This window comes from Planomonospora sp. ID91781, assembly GCF_015711595.1.
In the GTDB taxonomy this organism is placed as follows: domain Bacteria; phylum Actinomycetota; class Actinomycetes; order Streptosporangiales; family Streptosporangiaceae; genus Planomonospora; species Planomonospora parontospora.
Map to the genome: position 1 here is coordinate 406,258 of NZ_JABTEY010000004.1, position 15,546 is coordinate 421,803.

The window sequence follows — 15,546 nt, forward strand, 5'->3', positions numbered from 1 at the left end:
TGAGCCTGAACCGTACCCGGACACCATCAGCGACGCTGGGAGCAGATGCTCAGGCGCATGCCGGTGCTGATCCCACGTCGGCCACGGTGACCTTGCACCGGCGTCCGGATCAGCGGTGGTCCGGCCAGGTGGCGCCGATCCGGGGCCGGATCGCCAAACTCCAGTGAACGGTCGCAGGCGGCGGCGGACCACCGCTTGCCGTAAGCAGGCGCATGCTGAGCGGAACAGCTCTGCTCGTCTTTGCAGAGGGCGGTTCCTGGATGTTGACGTGTACCGGCCCCGATCGTCGCCGACGACCGATGGGCGGCGCCGCTGACCAAGCGGCAAGCTCACCACGTACCCGCAGGCCGGTACAGCGGTGAGCACACCCCCAACGTCCATCACTTTAAGTGACACATTCACCGAATATGGTTACTTAGAGTGGTTGCACTTGATAGTCGTAGACCATGATCCTTCATCGAGGGCGCCTGGCCCTTCTCGTCCCCAGCGCATTCCTGCTGTCGGCCCCGCTTGCTCCCGCCGCCGCCGCACCGGTCGTCCTGATGCACCCGGCGGTGCCCCGGAGCGCTCCGGCGGAGCTGCCCATCCCGTCGGCCGAACCCGTCGCCCGCACGCTGCTGAGGGAACTGAGGGTGGCCGCGCCGCGCCCGATGACCGGCTACAGCCGCGAGCGCTTCCCGCACTGGGCCGCCCAGGGCAGCGGCTGCGACACCCGTGAGATGGTGCTGGCCCGCGACGGCCAGAACGTGCAGCGCGACGCCGCCTGCCGCGCCGTGGCCGGCACCTGGCACTCGGCCTACGACGGCCGCACGCTGAGCGCCGCCTCCCAAGTCGACGTCGACCACGTCGTGCCGCTGGCCGAAGGCTGGCGCTCGGGCGCCGACGCTTGGAGCGACACCGAACGCAAGGCGTTCGCCAACGACCTGACCCGGCCGCAGCTGATCGCGGTCTCGGCCGCCGCCAACCGCGCCAAGGGCGACCAGCCGCCGAATCTGTGGAAGCCGCCGCTGCGCGGCGCCTGGTGCGTCTACGCCCGCGCCTGGATCGACGTCAAGCACCACTACACCCTGACCGTCACCGACCCGGAAAGAAGGGCGCTGGCCGAGATGCTCGACACCTGCACCCCCGCGGCCGAACCCGCTCCGGCACCCGAAACCGCGCCGGCACCGGTGCCGTGAGCGGCCGTATGCCGGGCAGCGGCCGGGGCGCGGACCGACGGCACACCGCGGTGACCTCCGGGCCCGGCGGCGTGATGACCGACGAGGTCGGCGTCATCACCGGTGAGCTGACCCTCGCCACGGATCTGACCGGCGGCCAGCTGCGGGTGCGGGTGCAGTACACCGGCGCTGCCGAATGGTACGAGGTGACCGGCAGCCCTCTGCCGGTACCCGACGGCAGCACTCGTGCCGGGCCCGATGAGCTGCACGAGCACCTGCACCGGGCGGTCGTGGCGGCCGCGGCCGCGGGCCTGCCCGCCGGGCTCGCTCCCGCTCTGGCGGCCACCGGCCCACGCGAAGGCCCGTGAATGACCGTGCTTTGCCGGTCCCGGTCTGCGGCGCGGCCCGTTGTGCGCGCATGGATCCGCTTTCCCGGACACGGGCCCGGCGCTCGGCTCGGCCACGCCGCGGCGAGCAGGACGCCCGGGAGCCGAGACCGTCTACCGGCAGGAGAAGGGCGCCTACGTCCATGGTGGTGGGACAGCCAGCGGACGCGCACTGGTGCTCGGTAGCGGTACGGCGCGCCGCGGGGTGGCGCTCGCCGCGCTGTAGGTCGCGCGATGCTCAGCGGCCGGATGGCTCTGGCCGGCGGGACGGCGCCAGCCGGGTGTGGCCGACTGCCGGTAGGGGGGTATGGGTGCTGGCGCAGCGGCACCAGATCCGGCCTTTCATCCGGCAGCGCGAGAAGCGCCGCTGCTTCCGACCCGGGACGCCGCCCCCAGGGGGACAGTGGTGGGGGTGAGGTAAGAGCGACGTGGATGAGTGCTTTGGATCAACCTGCCGAAGGCCGGGGCAGGAGGTCTTGCGGCGGCGGAGGAGCGAACCCGTCCGGACCATCGAAATCCCAGTACTCGCTGGTCATCGAGACGAGTCCGTGGAGGGCGCGCCGGCTGCGCAGCGTGGTGACATGGGAGCGGACGCGCCGCACGTGGTCATCGCTGGTGAGCCAGACCTCCCAGGTCATCCGGTCGGCGCCGTGCAGCCGCAGGTACTGATACAGGTCGGCGGCCACCGGATCCTCATCGTGGCGCGGCCGCAGCAGGAAGGTGTAATGACGCAGTTCCTCCCCGTCCCGGTTCTCCCGGGCGAAGGCCCGCACCTGCCCGCTGCGTTGAATCATGGCGCTGGCCGGGCCCCACTCGTGATGGGTGTATCCCGGCAGGCTCTCGGCCCAGATCCATCGCCTGCCGGTCTCACGCTGCTCGGCCTCGGGCAGCCGGTGGTAGACCTCCGAACCGATCCGCAGAATGCGTACGGTCTCGTCCCCCGCCGTCATCACGCCGATCTCGAGGTCATCGGTCATGTTCGCGATGCCCCGGGTATGGATCACGGTGTCGCGGTTGTGGCTGTCCAGCACGGCGGTGTGCGACGTCCGGGCGGTGCAGGGCTCCCACCGGCTGGCCAGGAAATCCGCAGGCGGGCCGGCCGGTGAGCGATCTGCGGTCAGCAGCCAGCGAAGTCGGGACATACGCCGCAGCATATTCCCGCCATGGTGAGTGCCTGCAGGTGTGCCGATCCCCGGATACCGGCCTGCTGCTCGGAGCCGAGGCCCAGCACCGGCTCCAGTTGCTCCGTCTCGGCTGCCGGGGAAATCCCGCGTGGTGCGCCTTCGACTGCAACACCGCCCTGTGTACGAGTCACCGGTCGGCTCCTCGGCATCTTCGGTGCCGGTCTCACGATCGGCACCGTCTACCGTCAGGCGACCGCCTGGTCGCGGCGTGCCGGATCACCCGGTGCTTGGCGCCGGAGCGTCCTGAGACGTCTTCTCAGACGTCCACCCCTGGTCACAGGTCCTCGGCGATGCGCCGCATCGCCCGTACGGCTTCCATCTCCTGGCGGGACAGGACGTCGTGGTGCTCCAGGAACCAGTCGCGGATCAGCCGCATGGGCTGGGTGGTGTTGACGTAGCGGCGGGCGCCGCCCACCGTGATCGGCACCGTGAGCGTGTCCCCGTCGTGGGTGGACAAGACGGTCAGGCCGGTGATGAAGCGCCGACGCGAGTCGAGCACACCGGGGGCGGAGATGACCAGCATCAGCCGTTCGCGGTCGATTCCCTTGGGGGAGTAGAGGTAGACGCCGCCGGTCTGGAGCTGGATCACGCGGCGCCTCGCTCGCGGAACTCATCGTCGGCCAGGGAGGCCTCGTGTTCGTCGGCGAGTGCCGCGGCGAGGTCGTCGGCGGCCTCGGTGGTGGGGGCGCCGGTGACGAGCGCGTAGTAGGTGACGGCCTTCTCGACCCAGGCCGACTTGCTGAGCCCGTCCCGCTCGGCGCCGGACTCGATGAACCCGTGAGCGACCTCGCTCAGGCTGTAGGAACCGTTCTTCGTCGTACTCATACTCGTGATGATACTTCGCATGGGAGCGATGCTAGTAGTACGGCTATGAGTGGTGCTGGTAGATCTCTCAGATTTCCATGCCGCCAGCCGCAGTTCCCGCAGACGGCACCGCCCTAGGCAAAAATGATCTTACATGGCAATGTCCCTTATCCTGCATGATCATCGAATGACCGGCGTTGGCCCTGGCACAGCCCCCGCAACGGCCCCGGACGCCGCACACGCCCGCGCGGCGCTGCTGCACACCCTCGACGCGCTGGAGGCCGCGACCGCCCAGCTGTGCGCCCTCGTCGCGACCGGCACGCCGCCGCAGCACGCCCTGGCCTTTCCGATCGGCGTCCACGCCGCCGCGATCGGCTTCCATGCTGGCCGGCTCTCTCCCGGGCCGCGGCGGTGAGCGCCGGCGAGGTGGTCCGGCCCACCGACCCCCGCTCGAGCGCCGGCCTCGCTCGCCTGTCCCCCGCTCCCCTGCCTGTTCCCCCGCCCGCGGAAGCACCCGCCCCTGCGGTACGCGGTACCCCGCCCGCCCGCGACGAGCACGAGCTGGCCGACCTGATGCGCGCCGGCGGCCTGGACCCGCTGGCACTCGCGGCCACCGACGGGTGGCTGGCCAGCGAACGCCGCACCTCACCTGCCACCCGGCGCGGCTACCGCACCGACCTGTCATGGTGGCTGTCCTACCTGGCCGCGTGCGGCCTGGACCCGCTCGACGTCGCGCCGATCACCGCCGACCGCTACGGACGGCTGCTGCGCGAGGCCGGTCTGGCCGCGGCCACCCGCGAGCGGCGCATCGCCGCCGCCTCCTCCTGGTACCGCTACCTGGTCCGCATGGGCGTCGCGGCGCGCAACCCGTTCGCCGACATGGACCGCGCCCAGCCGCCCGCGATGTCGAAGACCCGCGGATTATCCAAGGCCGAGCTGGACCGGATGCTCGCCTGGGCCCGCACCGAGGCCGACGTGGTGGCCGCCGCGCACACCGCCGGCACGGCCGCGCGCTCGCGGGTGGTGACCACCGCGCGCACCTACGCCCTGCTGTGCCTGATGGTGGTCACCGCCTGCCGGGTCGGCGGCGTCATCGCCGCACAACGCTCATCGCTCGGCTTCGACGCCGGCCACCGGGTGATCGACCTGCCGGTCAAGGGCGCGGCCGGCGCGACGCTGCGCCTGGCGATCCCGCCGTACGCCGCCGCGGCGCTGGACCGCTACCTGGCCCTGCGCGGCGAGCACGACGGCCCGCTGCTGTGCACCGACACCGGCAAACCGCTCGACCAGCCCGCGATCTTCCGCAAGATCCGCGAGATCGCCCGCAAGGCCGGGATCCGGCACTGGGACGCGATCTCCCCGCACTCGCTGCGCCACTCCATCGCCACCTACCTGCTCGATGCGGGCGAGGAACTCCACGTGGTGCAGGACCTGCTCGGCCACGCCGACCCGCGCACCACCCGCCGCTACGACCGCGCTCGCGGCGCTCTGCACCGCTCCCCGGCCTACCGGCTGGGCCAGGACTTCACCTCCGGAGAGGCCCGCTTCGTCGAACAGATGGCACCGACGGCCACACCGACGATCCCCCCTCGGCCGCCGTCCACGACGACCGGCGGCTGTGACGGACCAGCCCGGGCCCGGCCGCACTCTCACCACCGGGGAACCCTCGAGCCCGCCGACCACCCGGACCGCACCTCCCCTGGTCTGGCCAACGGCTGGAACACTGAGGAACCGTGGTAGTTCCCCGCACAGCCGACCGTCCCGCAATTCGGCCCCGTCCCCGCCGCTGGGACCGCCTCAGCGCGGGCAGCCACCGACAAGGAGTCACTCGCTTCTGGCCCGGCCGGCTGAGATCCCCGGCTTGCGCCCCGGGTGCGGGCAGATGTCCCGAAACCGGTGACCGCCACCGAGAACCCGCCGCTCCGAAAGGACGATGCCCCGTGTGCCTGCCCCCGCCTGGCGCCGACGAGCCGCCCCACCCCGAACCCCTCCTACAGGCACTGGCCGAACTGGCCGAACTGGCCACCCTGCCCGACGGCGTGCTGCGCGTGCGCGACGGCGGCGACGGCCGCTGGGGCGTGACCTCGGTGGTAAGCAGCGGCGAGCGCGACCACCAGACCAGCCCGTGCGCGCGCTGCCCCTGGCGCAAAGACGCCCCTCTCGGCGCCTTCCCGCCCCAGGTCTACCGGGACTCGGCTTCCACCAGCTACGACATGGCCGTGACGACGTTCGGCTGCCACGCCTCCACTCCGCAGCAGCCGAAGACGTGCGCTGGATTCCTGCTGCGCGGAGCCGCCGACAACCTCGCCATCCGGCTGCACGGCCGCTCTTATGAGGACGTGCACGACGGCGGCGTCGAGCTGTATGACAGCTACCGGGACATGGCCGTCGCCAACGGCGTCGACCCCGGCGACCCGGCCCTGGCGCGCTGCCGGGGGGAGCGGCACGGCCGCGCCGGAGCCGACCGTCAGCTGCCCTCTATCGCACCGGCCAGCGCCGCCGACCCCCCACCGCCGCACCGGTCCCGGAACGGCTCGCCCCGCTGATGACCACCCGCTTCCCGGAGGATCGCCATGTTCCCGCCCAAGCCGCTCCCCGATGCGATCGCCTGCCGGATCCATCCGTGTACGCCGTACCCGCGGAAGGCCGGCAACCCCGAGACTTACCGCTATGGCGGGATCAGCGCCTACCTGGCCGAGATCGGCGAGCACACCACGCTGGGCGCCGACGCGGTCGGCTGCCACACCAGCGAACGCACGCCAGTGGAGCTGTGCGCGGCCTGGCTGCGAGTCGAAGGCGCCGAGCACCCAGGAGTGCAGGCGGCGCTGGCCGCGGGGCGGCTGGCGCCGCACACGCTGCAGCCGCGCGACGGCGGGCCGGAGCTGTTCGCTTCCCGCCTGGAGATGCTCGCCGCGCACGCCGCCACCAGCCGGCGCCCGTCCGCGTCCGGGAGCGGCACCGGATCGGCGGGCGAGGCGTGATGGGCTCCCGGCCCTCGCCGGCGGCCCGGCGCGCCCAGCTCGCCGTGCGCGCCCAGACCGCCGCCCGCCTCCGGGCAGTCCAGGCGCTGGAGGAACTGTACGCGCGCCTGCCCGACGTCGCCTGCCAAGGGTTGTGCGCCGATTCGTGCCGCAGCCCGATCGATATGTCCGACCTCGAGCGCGAGCGCGTCCGCATCGCCTGCGGCGTGCGCATCCCGCCCCGGGACTCCTGGCCCGCCGGAGCGGCCTGCCCGGCCCTGACCGCCGAGGGCCGCTGCGCCGCCCATGCCGTCCGCCCGACCATCTGCCGCCTATGGGGCGCCGGCACCAACCCGGCGATGGCCTGCCCGCACGGGTGCGCCCCCGACGGCGGCTCGCTGTCGGACGAGCAGCTGATCGACCTGGTCCTCACCTCAATGGAGATCGGCGACCACCGCAGCCTCGCCCCCGTCAGTGCGCAAGTCAGGCACCTGGCGGCGGATCCGAACATCCAGCCCCTGCTGACCCGGTTGATCAGAGGGGATGCCTCCGTCATCCCCGCCCTCGTTGCGGCGGTCCACCACCGCGGCACGGCACCCGCCGGAGAACTACGCGCCGACCCTGGATGATTTCGCCTACGGCCAGCGGTTCGTCATCAGCGCGACGCTACAGCTGGCCCAAATCCAAGCCCATCTCAGCAACGTCCCGGCCCGTATGTGGCGGACGGGCTGCTAAAGCGGCGCGAGGTCATCGAGCCCGAAGACCTTCAGACGCCGGACCGTGCCCGGCGAAAGTCCGGCGTTCCGCTGACTGCGGGAAGCGTACGCGGCGAGCCGGGAGGCGATGAGCACGCGGGAACGGCGTTCGCCGTCGCGACGGGCCCGCACCGAGTCGTTCAGGTGCTGCTGCGGATGGTGACCGCCCGGATGCGCTACGCCAATCGCAAGCGCATTGAGTACGGCGCGTTCGACACCCCTGGGCGGGTGGCCACCCGGCTGGTGGAACTGGCCGAACGGTATAGCAAGCCGGGCGAGGGCGGGATCCGGGTGGAGCTGCCGCTCTCCGGGGACGAGCCGGCCGGGTGGACCGGCGCCTTCTGTGAGGCGGTCAGCAAGGCCCTGCGCGCGCTCCGCGACCGAGGGCTGATCGAGACCGGCCAGCGCCGGGTGACCGTCCGCGATCTGGAGGGCCTGCGCAGACGCGCCCGGTGAGCCACGGCCGGGCCGGACCCGTCCGAAGACTTCCCTCGGGGACTTCCCACGGCGCCGGTTGACCCCACCGTGGTTCCCGGTGACAGGCGTCCTCGGGTGAGCGCCCAGCCCGCCCGACGGTACGGCCGTCTGGCGTCCCCCTGCGGTAACCATGCGAAGAGCATGCCCGGCCTCGTTACGGTCACGGGGCGACACTCCTGAGGCTTTTGGGAAAACCGACATCGCCGATACGGGCGGTACCCCGGGAGTGTTTTCCTTTTCCGATCAGGTATGGAGCACGCCCTCATGAAACTCGGTTCCTCCCGCCGTCTGGCCGCCCTGGCGACCGGCGCCGTCCTCCTGGCGACGTCCGTCGTGTCGGCCGCCTCCGCGGCGGCCGACACCGTCCCCACCAGGCCTTCCACCGGACCCTCACTGCCTCCGGCCCTCGACATCGACCTGCGGGCAACGGCGAAGGACTGCGACACGTTCGCCGTGGAAGGGCGTGTCGCCTACAGCGGTGGCCAGGAGACGGGGCGCTACAACTGGGGGCCGAGCCACGCTCGCCCTGAGCTCAACAGGAGCGGCTCCGCCGCACTGGGTGGCTCCACCTCCCTGGAGCTGGAGAACGAGTACCACATCAGGGACGGGAGGGGCAGCGTCGCCGCCCTGTCGATCACGCTCCCCGAAGGCAGCCCCCACGAGGGCGTGAGCCTTCGGGAGATCGGTTTCGCCTCCCTGTGCGAGAAGCGGTCACCGGCCGCTCCCTCCGTGCCGGGGCGGCAGGTCTTCGCGACCGTGCAAGCCCCCCAGATAACTCTGCACCACACAGGCGGAGGGCTCTACCGCCTCCACAACCGCGGTCGCTGCCCCGGCGCCCTGCGCACCTTCACCGGCACGATCACCTACAACGGCCCGATCCCCAAGACGGGGGAGGCGACCGTGACCTATTACTGGGTCCGCGGCGAGGGCGACGTCAAGAGCCCTCCGCAGACGGCCGTGTTCACCCGCGCGGGCCAGACGGTCACCGTGCGCGACACCTGGAGGCCGGCGGCTCCGAGCCCGACGGACAATGTGGACCGCGAAGCACGCTCGATCGAGCTCGAGAAGAGCCGGGCACACGCACTCGACGACAGCCCCAACCCCCGCACCTTCGGCGTCCTGGACCGTTTCCAGTGCACCTCCGAGTGAGCACACCGATGCCTGAGACGGCTCGGTGAGCGGGCCCCGCCCGCAGGCCGTCCCGGGCCCCGTCGCGACCCCGGCACCCCGCCGGGGGGGCGCGACGGCGCCCGCGGGACCGCGCACCCCACCGGTCGCTCCGGTGCGCTCGTCCTCTCCACAGCGAACCCCGAACCGACAGGGAGAGCCTCTCGTGAGATCCGTCCCCTCCCGCCGTCTGGCCGCCCTGGTGACCGGCGCGGCCGTACTGGCGGGCATGGCCGCTCCGACCGCCGCGGCGGCCGAGACGACCGCCCCCGCCCCGCGCCCCACCGCGGCCGTCACCCACGTCCCGGCGGTGACCCGGCCCATGGCGCCCGCCCCGCGTCCCAGCGCGGTCGCCACCTACGTCCACCCGGCCCACACCGAACTCCTGAACCCCGCCCCGCGCCCCACCGCGGCCGTCACCCATGTGCCGGCCCTGACCGGGCCGGTCCTTCCCACTCCGCGCCTCACCGCGGTGGTCACCCGCCCTCCGGTTTCGTTCGATCCCTCCCTCCGGCCGACGCCCCGGATCACGGGACCGCTCACCCCCTTCTCGACCCTGGGGGTCGATCTGCGGGTGAAGGCGAAGGACTGCAACCGGTTCGCCCTGGAGGGGCACATCGACTACTTCGGTCTCGGGCGTGAGGGTGCCTACGGCTGGACGTTCTTCGGGGAGTTCAACCCGCACGAGCCCATCACCCTGGGCGGCACCACCGTCGTGGAACGTGAGTACGACACCCGGACCAAGGAGGACGGCAGGTACGGCAGGGCGTCCCTGTGGGTCGGCACCACCTCCGGCGACACCCTGCAGCACCGCGACGAGATCGGTTTCACCTCCTGGTGCGCGCGACGGACGCGCGACACGGACGGCCCGCCGGGCACGCCGACACCGGTCCTGTGGTACCCGAAGGTCGTCGCCGCGGTGAAACCCCCCGTCGCCACGCACACCCGCGGCGACGAGGAGTACTTCGACTCGGAGAACAGCGGTCCCTGTCCCGCCGCCGCCCGCACTTTCACCGGCGTGATCACCTACAACGGCCCGATCCCCGAGTCGGGGGAGGCGGTCGTGACCTACCGCTGGGTCCGCCACGATTTCGGGGCCGACCCCGTCGAGAGCGAGCCGCGCACGGCCAGGTTCCGCCGCTCGGGCCAGACGGTCGCGGTGCACGACTCGTGGATCCCCCGGCTGAAGGAGAACGGCAAGGCGGCCGGCACCGCACGGATGATCGACATCGACGACGGTGTGACGGACACCTTCGAACACCCCGACCCGCGCACCGGTTCCGTCGTCGACCGTTACATGTGCACGTCGGGGTGACCACGCAGGCGGGGAGGGAGCACGTGTCCCGCTGTCGTGCCTTCTCCCCGTCCCGCGGCGTCCCCCGAAACAAACAAAGATCTGTATTGATTTTCCCACCTGCTCTGCCAGGTTGTGCTCCGGCCAGGCCTGAGGCAGCGGTCCCGGAGACGGACCGTCCCGCCGTACACGTCCACCGTGAGGGGCGCAGATGGCGTGGAGTTGCCCCAAGGCCGGGTAGTTAAGGCGCTCGTGGCGCTGTCAAGCACGTGAGTTCCTGGGACATGGGAACGGAGATCCAGTAGACAGGTGATCTTCCACAACCATCCGTCGAAGGACTGGATCTCCGTTGATCACCGAGTCTGCCAGGACCATTACCCTCAGCGCTACCGACACAGGCCACTCACCCCGCCCCGCGACCGATGCGGTATTCGCTCCCGGACACCTGGGCGAGTTAACCACCCTCGCGCCCTTCGAACTCGTCGATGCCATCCTTGACGAGACGCGCACCGTGCAGCGGCGCCTGCGCAAGCTGCCCTCGCGTGTCGGGGTCTACTTCCTACTGGCGATGTGCCTGTTCCCCGAGGTCGGCTACCAGCTGGTCTGGCGGAAGATGACCGCGGGACTGACCGGCCTCGCGGTGGCGATGCCCACCGCCAAAGCCCTGCGCGACCTGCGCCGCAGGGTCGGCAGCGCGCCGATGCGCCGCCTGTTCGAGGTACTGCGCGCACCCGCTGGCCCAGCCCAGGACTCCGGGAGTGAGGTTCGGGCCCTACCGCACGGTCTCCTTCGACGGCTGCAGCTCCCTGAAAGCTCCCGACACCGATCGCAACCGGGCCTGGCTCGGTTCCGCCGGCCACGGCGGCTACCCCTTGGCAGAGCTGATAACGCTAGTGGAGACCGGAACCCGCGCCCTGATCGGTGCGATCTTCGGTCCCACCAGCCAGGGCGAGACCGGTTACGCCCGGCGCCTGCTGCACCTGCTGCGGCCGGACATGCCGGTGCTGTGGGACAAGGGCTTCGACGGCAACGACTTCCTCGCCCAGGTGACCGCCACCGGCGCACAGGTGCTGGCCCGCGTGCGCAGCAACCGGCGCACCCCGCTCCTGCTGCACCTGCGCGACGGCAGCTACCTGACGATGATCGGCACGGTCAAAGTGCGGGTCATCGACGCGCAGATCGCTGTGACCTGCGCCGACGGAACCACCTTCACTGGCTCCTACCGGCTGGCCACCACCTTGACCGACACCCGCCGCTACCCGGCCGCCACCCTGACCGGCCTCTACCACCAGCGGTGGGAGCACGAATCGGCGTACTACGCGTTGCGCCACACCCTCATGAACGGGCGCATCCTGCGCTCCGGCGACCCCGCCGGACTCGAGCAGGAGATGTGGTCGGTGCTCACGCTCTACCAACTGCTGCGCATGGCGATGGTCGACGCCGCCGAGTCCCGGCCCGGCACCGACCCGGACCGCTGCGCCTTCACCCTCACCCGGCACAGCGCCCGTGACCAGGTGGTCCAAGCCGCCGGCGTGACCGATGACGCCGCCGTACCGGTCGGAGTCATTGCACGTGCCGTCCTGTCCGGGCTCCTTCCGGCCCGCCGCCCGCGGGTGAGCACCCGCAAGGTCAAATCTCCTATCTCCCGCTACAACGAACGGCTCGACGACGGCAGGCCGGACCGCAGCCGTGCCGTCACCGCCCTGGCCATCACCGTCCTGTACCCTCCCCCCGACCTGCCTGCTGCTTCCCGAGACGAGCGGCCCATCGCCCGGGTCGACCGTCGCAGACAGCACGAGGTCCTCGCCCTGCTCCATCAAGAGCCCGGCCGGCCCTGGCGAGCTCGCGATATCGCCCGCCATCTCGGCGATGTCACCTTGAACACCATGAGCCCTTTTCAACCTGACGGCGCTGGTCAGCGTGGGCGTAGGGGGGTTGGGTTGAGGTGAGATGGGGCCCCCGGTAAGACAGCAGTCGACCAAGATCCGATGCCCCAACCGGGAGCCTCGTTGCTGTCTTACCGTGCCGCGATTCCGCTGTCCAACCACACTCTTGTCCGCCTGGCTGAGCTGATCCGCGCCCACCGTGCCAAACGACGCTCCCGCTGGCGCCGCCTTGGCCCCGGACAGCAGGCCCTCCTCGTTCTGGCGCACTTGCGCAACGGCGATACCTACGCCCGCCTGAGCAGCGGGTTCGCCATCGGCACCACCACCGCCTGGCGCTACGTGCGCGAGGCGGTCGACCTGGTCGCCGCCCTGGCCGACGACGTGCACACCGCCGCACGCAAGGCCTCCCGCCTGACCTACGCCGTTCTGGACGGCACGCTCCTTGCGATCGACCGTCTGGCCGACGACAGGCCGTACTACTCCGGCAAACACCAACGCCGGTAAGTTAAGCCGATTTACCGGGTTGACGTGGCAACGAGGCCCCTGAGACGACTGGTTTCGACCAAGAGAACCGTCGTTTCCCGGAGGCCTCGTTGCCTGTCCATACTCGCATCGGGGAGAAGGCCGTTGTCCTCCCCTCACCGATCAAGCTCCGCGGTCACCTGCTGGATCGGCTCAACCTGGGAGCGGTCACCGAACTCGTCCCCTCCCAGGTGGTCGATGAGGTGATCATTGAATGCGGCCGCGGCGAGAAACGCCTACGGGTGCTGCCCGCACGGATCACGTTGTACTTCGTCCTAGCGCTGTGGTTATGCCCCGGCGCCGGATACGGCGAGGTGCTTCGCATGCTGTTCGATCAGTTCTACCAGGAGATCGGCACCGGCCTGATCCGGGTTCCGACCGGGGCAGCGGCGGTGCAGGCCCGGCGCAGACTCGGTCGCGAGCCCCTCAAGGCCTTGTTCCGCAGGCTGTGTGGCGCTCATGCCGACCGGGACGCTCCCGGGATGAGCGCGTTCGGATGTCAGACGGCCCTGTTGAAAGTCGCGGTGGACGGCACGACGCTGGATGTGCCTGACACCGTGGCCAACCGCACCGCTTTCGGGCCGGCACCGGGCCGAAGCAGCAAGGACCCAGGGCGCTGCCCTCAGATCAGAGTACTGATGCTGATTGCCTGCGGCACCCGGTCGATCATGGATGCGGTGTGGGCCGGTCGATCGACCGGGGAGGGGACCCTGCTGCGCAAACTGGTCCGCAGCGGCGGAATCCGGCCGGGCATGCTGGTCCTCGCCGACCGGTACTTCTCCGGATCACCACAGGTGACCGCCATCACCAGTGCAGGGGCTCACTTGATCATCCGGGCGAACCTGCGTCGACGTCTGCCTGTGCTGAAGGCTCTGCCCGATGGCTCCTTCTTGTCCTTGCTGCCCGCGGCCAATCAGCTCACCCCGGAGCTGATCGCTCGAGCACGGGCCAAGGGCGTCCGGGGCCATGTCCAGCGGCGAGGGGTCCGGGCCAGGCAAGCCGCTGGACTGCCCATCCGGGTGATCCACGCCGATATCGGGATCGTTCCTGAGCATGGTGAACCGCGCGTTGAGCCCTACCTCCTGATCACCACGCTCCTGGATCCTACGGTTGCCCCGGCAGCCCAGGTCGCCGCGCTGTACGCCGAACGCTGGGAAGCCGAGACCGGCTATGCCGATCTCAAGATTCATTTGAGCGGGCCGCAGGCGGTCTTTCGATCCAAGGACCCCGATGGCGTGGCGCAAGAGGTCTACGCCCTGTTCATCGTCTACCAGATCGTCCAGATCGCGCGGGCGACGGCGGCGCGTGAACATCCCCGACCTGAGCCGGTCGACCCTGATCGGATCTCCTTCACCGTCACGCTTCGCGCACTCGTCCGCAGCATCGGCCGCGCCGCCGCCTGCGGCCTGTCCGCAGTTCTCAACGAGATCTGGGCCAGCCCTCAACTCGTCCGACGCTCTCGAACGAAAACCCGTGAACGCAAAGGCACCTTGGCCTACGCCCGCGCCGTACAGAAAACGCCGCTGAGCAGGACCGTTTACACGATCACCATCCGACCGCCCGACACAACCGAGCCGTAACTTACCGGTGTTGCGGCAAACACCACCGGCACGGGGTCAACGTCCAGTTCCTCGCCGATCCGGCCGGCCGCCTGGTGTGGGCCTCGCCCGCGCTGCCCGGCGCCGTGCACGATCTGACCGCCGCCCGGCAGGCCGGCCTGATCGACGCTCTGACCGGCGCCGGTGTCCAGGTCTTCGCCGACCGGGGGTACCAGGGCGCGGGCGGCACGATCCGGACCCCGTTCAAGCGCCACCGGCACCGGCCGCGCCTGTCGCGCAACCAGAAGTCCGTCAACCGCGCTCATGCCCGCATCCGGGCGATCGGCGAACGCGCCGCCGCGACCCTGAAGGCATGGAAGGTGCTGGTCCGGCTGCGCTGCTGCCCGCACCGCGCCACCGCGATCGTCCAGGCCATCCTCGTCCTGCAGCTCATCGAAGAGGACCGCTACTCAGGATGAAAAATGCTCCATGTATCGGCAGCTGTCCCGATGAGCTGACAACCAACTCATCCGCAAGATCGGACCTGGTGTCTATGTCGCCGGGCCGGTCTCCCCAGCGCTCTTGCCGGCAGCCCAGAAACCTTAACTACCCGGCCTTGGGGCAACTCCACCAGAAGGACGGTCGCGAAGGTTTCCGCTGCGTACCGCCATCGTCGAGTGTGATGGGCGGTCTTCCGGCGTTGCCCGGCAGAGAGTGTCCCGCGGTCGCTTCTTCATCACGGTTTAACAGCTCTGCGGCCGGTCAGTCCCCTTTCCCGTTCGCCGCGATGCGGCGTCATCACATCTCAGTCGGCGAAACACTGGGTTATTTTCACGCCATCGATGCCCGGACCGGCTATCGTGAATCATGTTCGGTTTGATTAAAGGAGCCCATCATGGCAAAGCAGATCCAGGAAATCCTCATCGACGACCTCGATGGAGGTGAGGCTACCCAGACGGTCTCCTTCGCAATTGACGGCACCAGCTATGAAATCGACCTGAGTGATGTCAATGCCAAGAAGCTCCGCGAGCATCTGGCGCCCTTCGTGGCCAGTGCCCGCCGGGATCTGAGCGCCGGCGCACCCAAGCGCCGGCGCGGTGGTGCCACCCGGGCGCTCAGCCGGGAGAAGAGCGCCGACATCCGCGCCTGGGCCAAGCAGCACGGACACCCCGTCAGCGAGCGGGGCCGCATCGCCAGCAAGATCGTGGAGCAGTATGAGGCCGCGCACTGACCCACCGCGGGAAAGGCTGGTGCGGTCTTGGCTTCCTCACAAGGGGAGGCACGCACTGAAGACCGGCTCTGGTGTTCTCACCGCAACCAAGGCGGAGGCGTTCTCGGCTGGTGAGACGGTCGCAGCCCTGCACCGGGCCAGCAGTGGAGGGCACCCCGATACGTAGATGACAAACGCGACCCCTG

The 15,546-nt window shown here is 70.3% G+C and carries 16 protein-coding genes and 3 pseudogenes; 16 read left to right on the forward strand and 3 right to left on the reverse strand.

What is annotated here, in order from left to right; translation table 11 throughout:
* Positions 1 to 446 precede the first annotated feature (446 nt).
* Positions 447 to 1,178, forward strand: a complete 732-nt coding sequence (locus HS048_RS35590) for an HNH endonuclease family protein (protein WP_196470241.1) — start codon at positions 447 to 449, stop codon at positions 1,176 to 1,178.
* Positions 1,175 to 1,525, forward strand: coding sequence for a hypothetical protein (locus HS048_RS35595; RefSeq protein WP_196470242.1), 351 nt, complete (start codon positions 1,175 to 1,177; stop codon positions 1,523 to 1,525). Before HS048_RS35590 ends, HS048_RS35595 begins: the two co-directional genes overlap by 4 nt.
* Positions 1,526 to 1,989: 464 nt before the next feature.
* Here the strand turns inward: HS048_RS35595 and HS048_RS35600 are convergent, their stop codons facing one another.
* The 3 genes from HS048_RS35600 to HS048_RS35610 all read right to left on the reverse strand — a co-directional run bounded on the left by HS048_RS35600 (position 1,990) and on the right by HS048_RS35610 (position 3,552).
* Positions 1,990 to 2,685 (reverse strand): hypothetical protein, encoded by a 696-nt coding sequence (locus HS048_RS35600; RefSeq protein WP_196470243.1) that lies wholly within the window; start codon positions 2,683 to 2,685, stop codon positions 1,990 to 1,992.
* A 316-nt stretch (positions 2,686 to 3,001) separates the two neighbouring features.
* Positions 3,002 to 3,316 (reverse strand): hypothetical protein, encoded by a 315-nt coding sequence (locus HS048_RS35605; protein WP_196470244.1) that lies wholly within the window; start codon positions 3,314 to 3,316, stop codon positions 3,002 to 3,004.
* Positions 3,313 to 3,552, reverse strand: a complete 240-nt coding sequence (locus tag HS048_RS35610) for a hypothetical protein (RefSeq protein ID WP_196470245.1) — start codon at positions 3,550 to 3,552, stop codon at positions 3,313 to 3,315. The genes HS048_RS35605 and HS048_RS35610 overlap by 4 nt, the downstream gene beginning before the upstream one ends.
* A gap of 166 nt (positions 3,553 to 3,718) precedes the next feature.
* Between HS048_RS35610 and HS048_RS35615 the strand changes: the two genes are divergently transcribed.
* The 14 genes and pseudogenes from HS048_RS35615 (at position 3,719) to HS048_RS35680 (ending at position 15,361) form a co-directional block, all read left to right on the forward strand.
* The gene (locus HS048_RS35615) at positions 3,719 to 3,946 is read left to right on the forward strand and encodes a hypothetical protein (protein WP_196470246.1); all 228 of its coding nucleotides are present in this window, start codon (positions 3,719 to 3,721) and stop codon (positions 3,944 to 3,946) included.
* Positions 3,943 to 5,271, forward strand: coding sequence for a tyrosine-type recombinase/integrase (locus HS048_RS35620; RefSeq protein WP_196470247.1), 1,329 nt, complete (start codon positions 3,943 to 3,945; stop codon positions 5,269 to 5,271). Before HS048_RS35615 ends, HS048_RS35620 begins: the two co-directional genes overlap by 4 nt.
* A 200-nt stretch (positions 5,272 to 5,471) precedes the next feature.
* Complete coding sequence (locus HS048_RS35625) at positions 5,472 to 6,077, forward strand: DUF6283 family protein (RefSeq protein WP_196470248.1); 606 nt, start codon at positions 5,472 to 5,474, stop codon at positions 6,075 to 6,077.
* 27 nt (positions 6,078 to 6,104) lie between these two features.
* On the forward strand, positions 6,105 to 6,512 hold the full coding sequence (locus HS048_RS35630) for a DUF6283 family protein (protein ID WP_196470249.1): 408 nt from the start codon (positions 6,105 to 6,107) through the stop codon (positions 6,510 to 6,512).
* A complete protein-coding gene (locus tag HS048_RS35635; RefSeq protein WP_196470250.1) occupies positions 6,512 to 7,120 on the forward strand; it encodes a hypothetical protein in 609 nt (202 codons plus the stop codon). Before HS048_RS35630 ends, HS048_RS35635 begins: the two co-directional genes overlap by 1 nt.
* A 270-nt stretch (positions 7,121 to 7,390) precedes the next feature.
* Complete coding sequence (locus HS048_RS35640; protein WP_307832757.1) at positions 7,391 to 7,702, forward strand: helix-turn-helix domain-containing protein; 312 nt, start codon at positions 7,391 to 7,393, stop codon at positions 7,700 to 7,702.
* A 285-nt stretch (positions 7,703 to 7,987) separates the two neighbouring features.
* Positions 7,988 to 8,872, forward strand: coding sequence for a hypothetical protein (locus HS048_RS35645; protein ID WP_196470251.1), 885 nt, complete (start codon positions 7,988 to 7,990; stop codon positions 8,870 to 8,872).
* 184 nt (positions 8,873 to 9,056) lie between these two features.
* Positions 9,057 to 10,205: a hypothetical protein gene (locus tag HS048_RS35650; protein ID WP_196470252.1), complete on the forward strand. Its 1,149-nt coding sequence runs from the start codon at positions 9,057 to 9,059 to the stop codon at positions 10,203 to 10,205.
* A gap of 328 nt (positions 10,206 to 10,533) precedes the next feature.
* Positions 10,534 to 10,890: pseudogene (locus tag HS048_RS39255) on the forward strand (transposase domain-containing protein); the annotation flags it as partial.
* A 52-nt stretch (positions 10,891 to 10,942) separates the two neighbouring features.
* Positions 10,943 to 12,133: a transposase gene (locus HS048_RS35660; RefSeq protein ID WP_196470253.1), complete on the forward strand. Its 1,191-nt coding sequence runs from the start codon at positions 10,943 to 10,945 to the stop codon at positions 12,131 to 12,133.
* A 60-nt stretch (positions 12,134 to 12,193) separates the two neighbouring features.
* Positions 12,194 to 12,568: pseudogene (locus HS048_RS35665) on the forward strand (transposase family protein); the annotation flags it as partial.
* 95 nt (positions 12,569 to 12,663) lie between these two features.
* Positions 12,664 to 14,172: an IS4 family transposase gene (locus HS048_RS35670; protein WP_196470254.1), complete on the forward strand. Its 1,509-nt coding sequence runs from the start codon at positions 12,664 to 12,666 to the stop codon at positions 14,170 to 14,172.
* Positions 14,173 to 14,183: 11 nt separating this feature from the next.
* Positions 14,184 to 14,609: pseudogene (locus tag HS048_RS35675) on the forward strand (transposase family protein); the annotation flags it as partial.
* Between the two features lie 416 nt (positions 14,610 to 15,025).
* Positions 15,026 to 15,361, forward strand: coding sequence for an Lsr2 family protein (locus HS048_RS35680; RefSeq protein ID WP_189238893.1), 336 nt, complete (start codon positions 15,026 to 15,028; stop codon positions 15,359 to 15,361).
* Positions 15,362 to 15,546: the final 185 nt, after the last annotated feature.

Coding starts and splice junctions, on each gene's coding strand:
- HS048_RS35630 (WP_196470249.1), top strand. CDS start 6,105: ATGTTCCCGCCCAAGCCGCTCCCCGATGCGATCGCCTGCCGGATCCAT.
- HS048_RS35645 (WP_196470251.1), top strand. CDS start 7,988: ATGAAACTCGGTTCCTCCCGCCGTCTGGCCGCCCTGGCGACCGGCGCC.
- HS048_RS35680 (WP_189238893.1), top strand. CDS start 15,026: ATGGCAAAGCAGATCCAGGAAATCCTCATCGACGACCTCGATGGAGGT.
- HS048_RS35600 (WP_196470243.1), bottom strand. CDS start 2,685: ATGTCCCGACTTCGCTGGCTGCTGACCGCAGATCGCTCACCGGCCGGC.
- HS048_RS35615 (WP_196470246.1), top strand. CDS start 3,719: ATGACCGGCGTTGGCCCTGGCACAGCCCCCGCAACGGCCCCGGACGCC.
- HS048_RS35610 (WP_196470245.1), bottom strand. CDS start 3,552: ATGAGTACGACGAAGAACGGTTCCTACAGCCTGAGCGAGGTCGCTCAC.
- HS048_RS35635 (WP_196470250.1), top strand. CDS start 6,512: ATGGGCTCCCGGCCCTCGCCGGCGGCCCGGCGCGCCCAGCTCGCCGTG.
- HS048_RS35590 (WP_196470241.1), top strand. CDS start 447: ATGATCCTTCATCGAGGGCGCCTGGCCCTTCTCGTCCCCAGCGCATTC.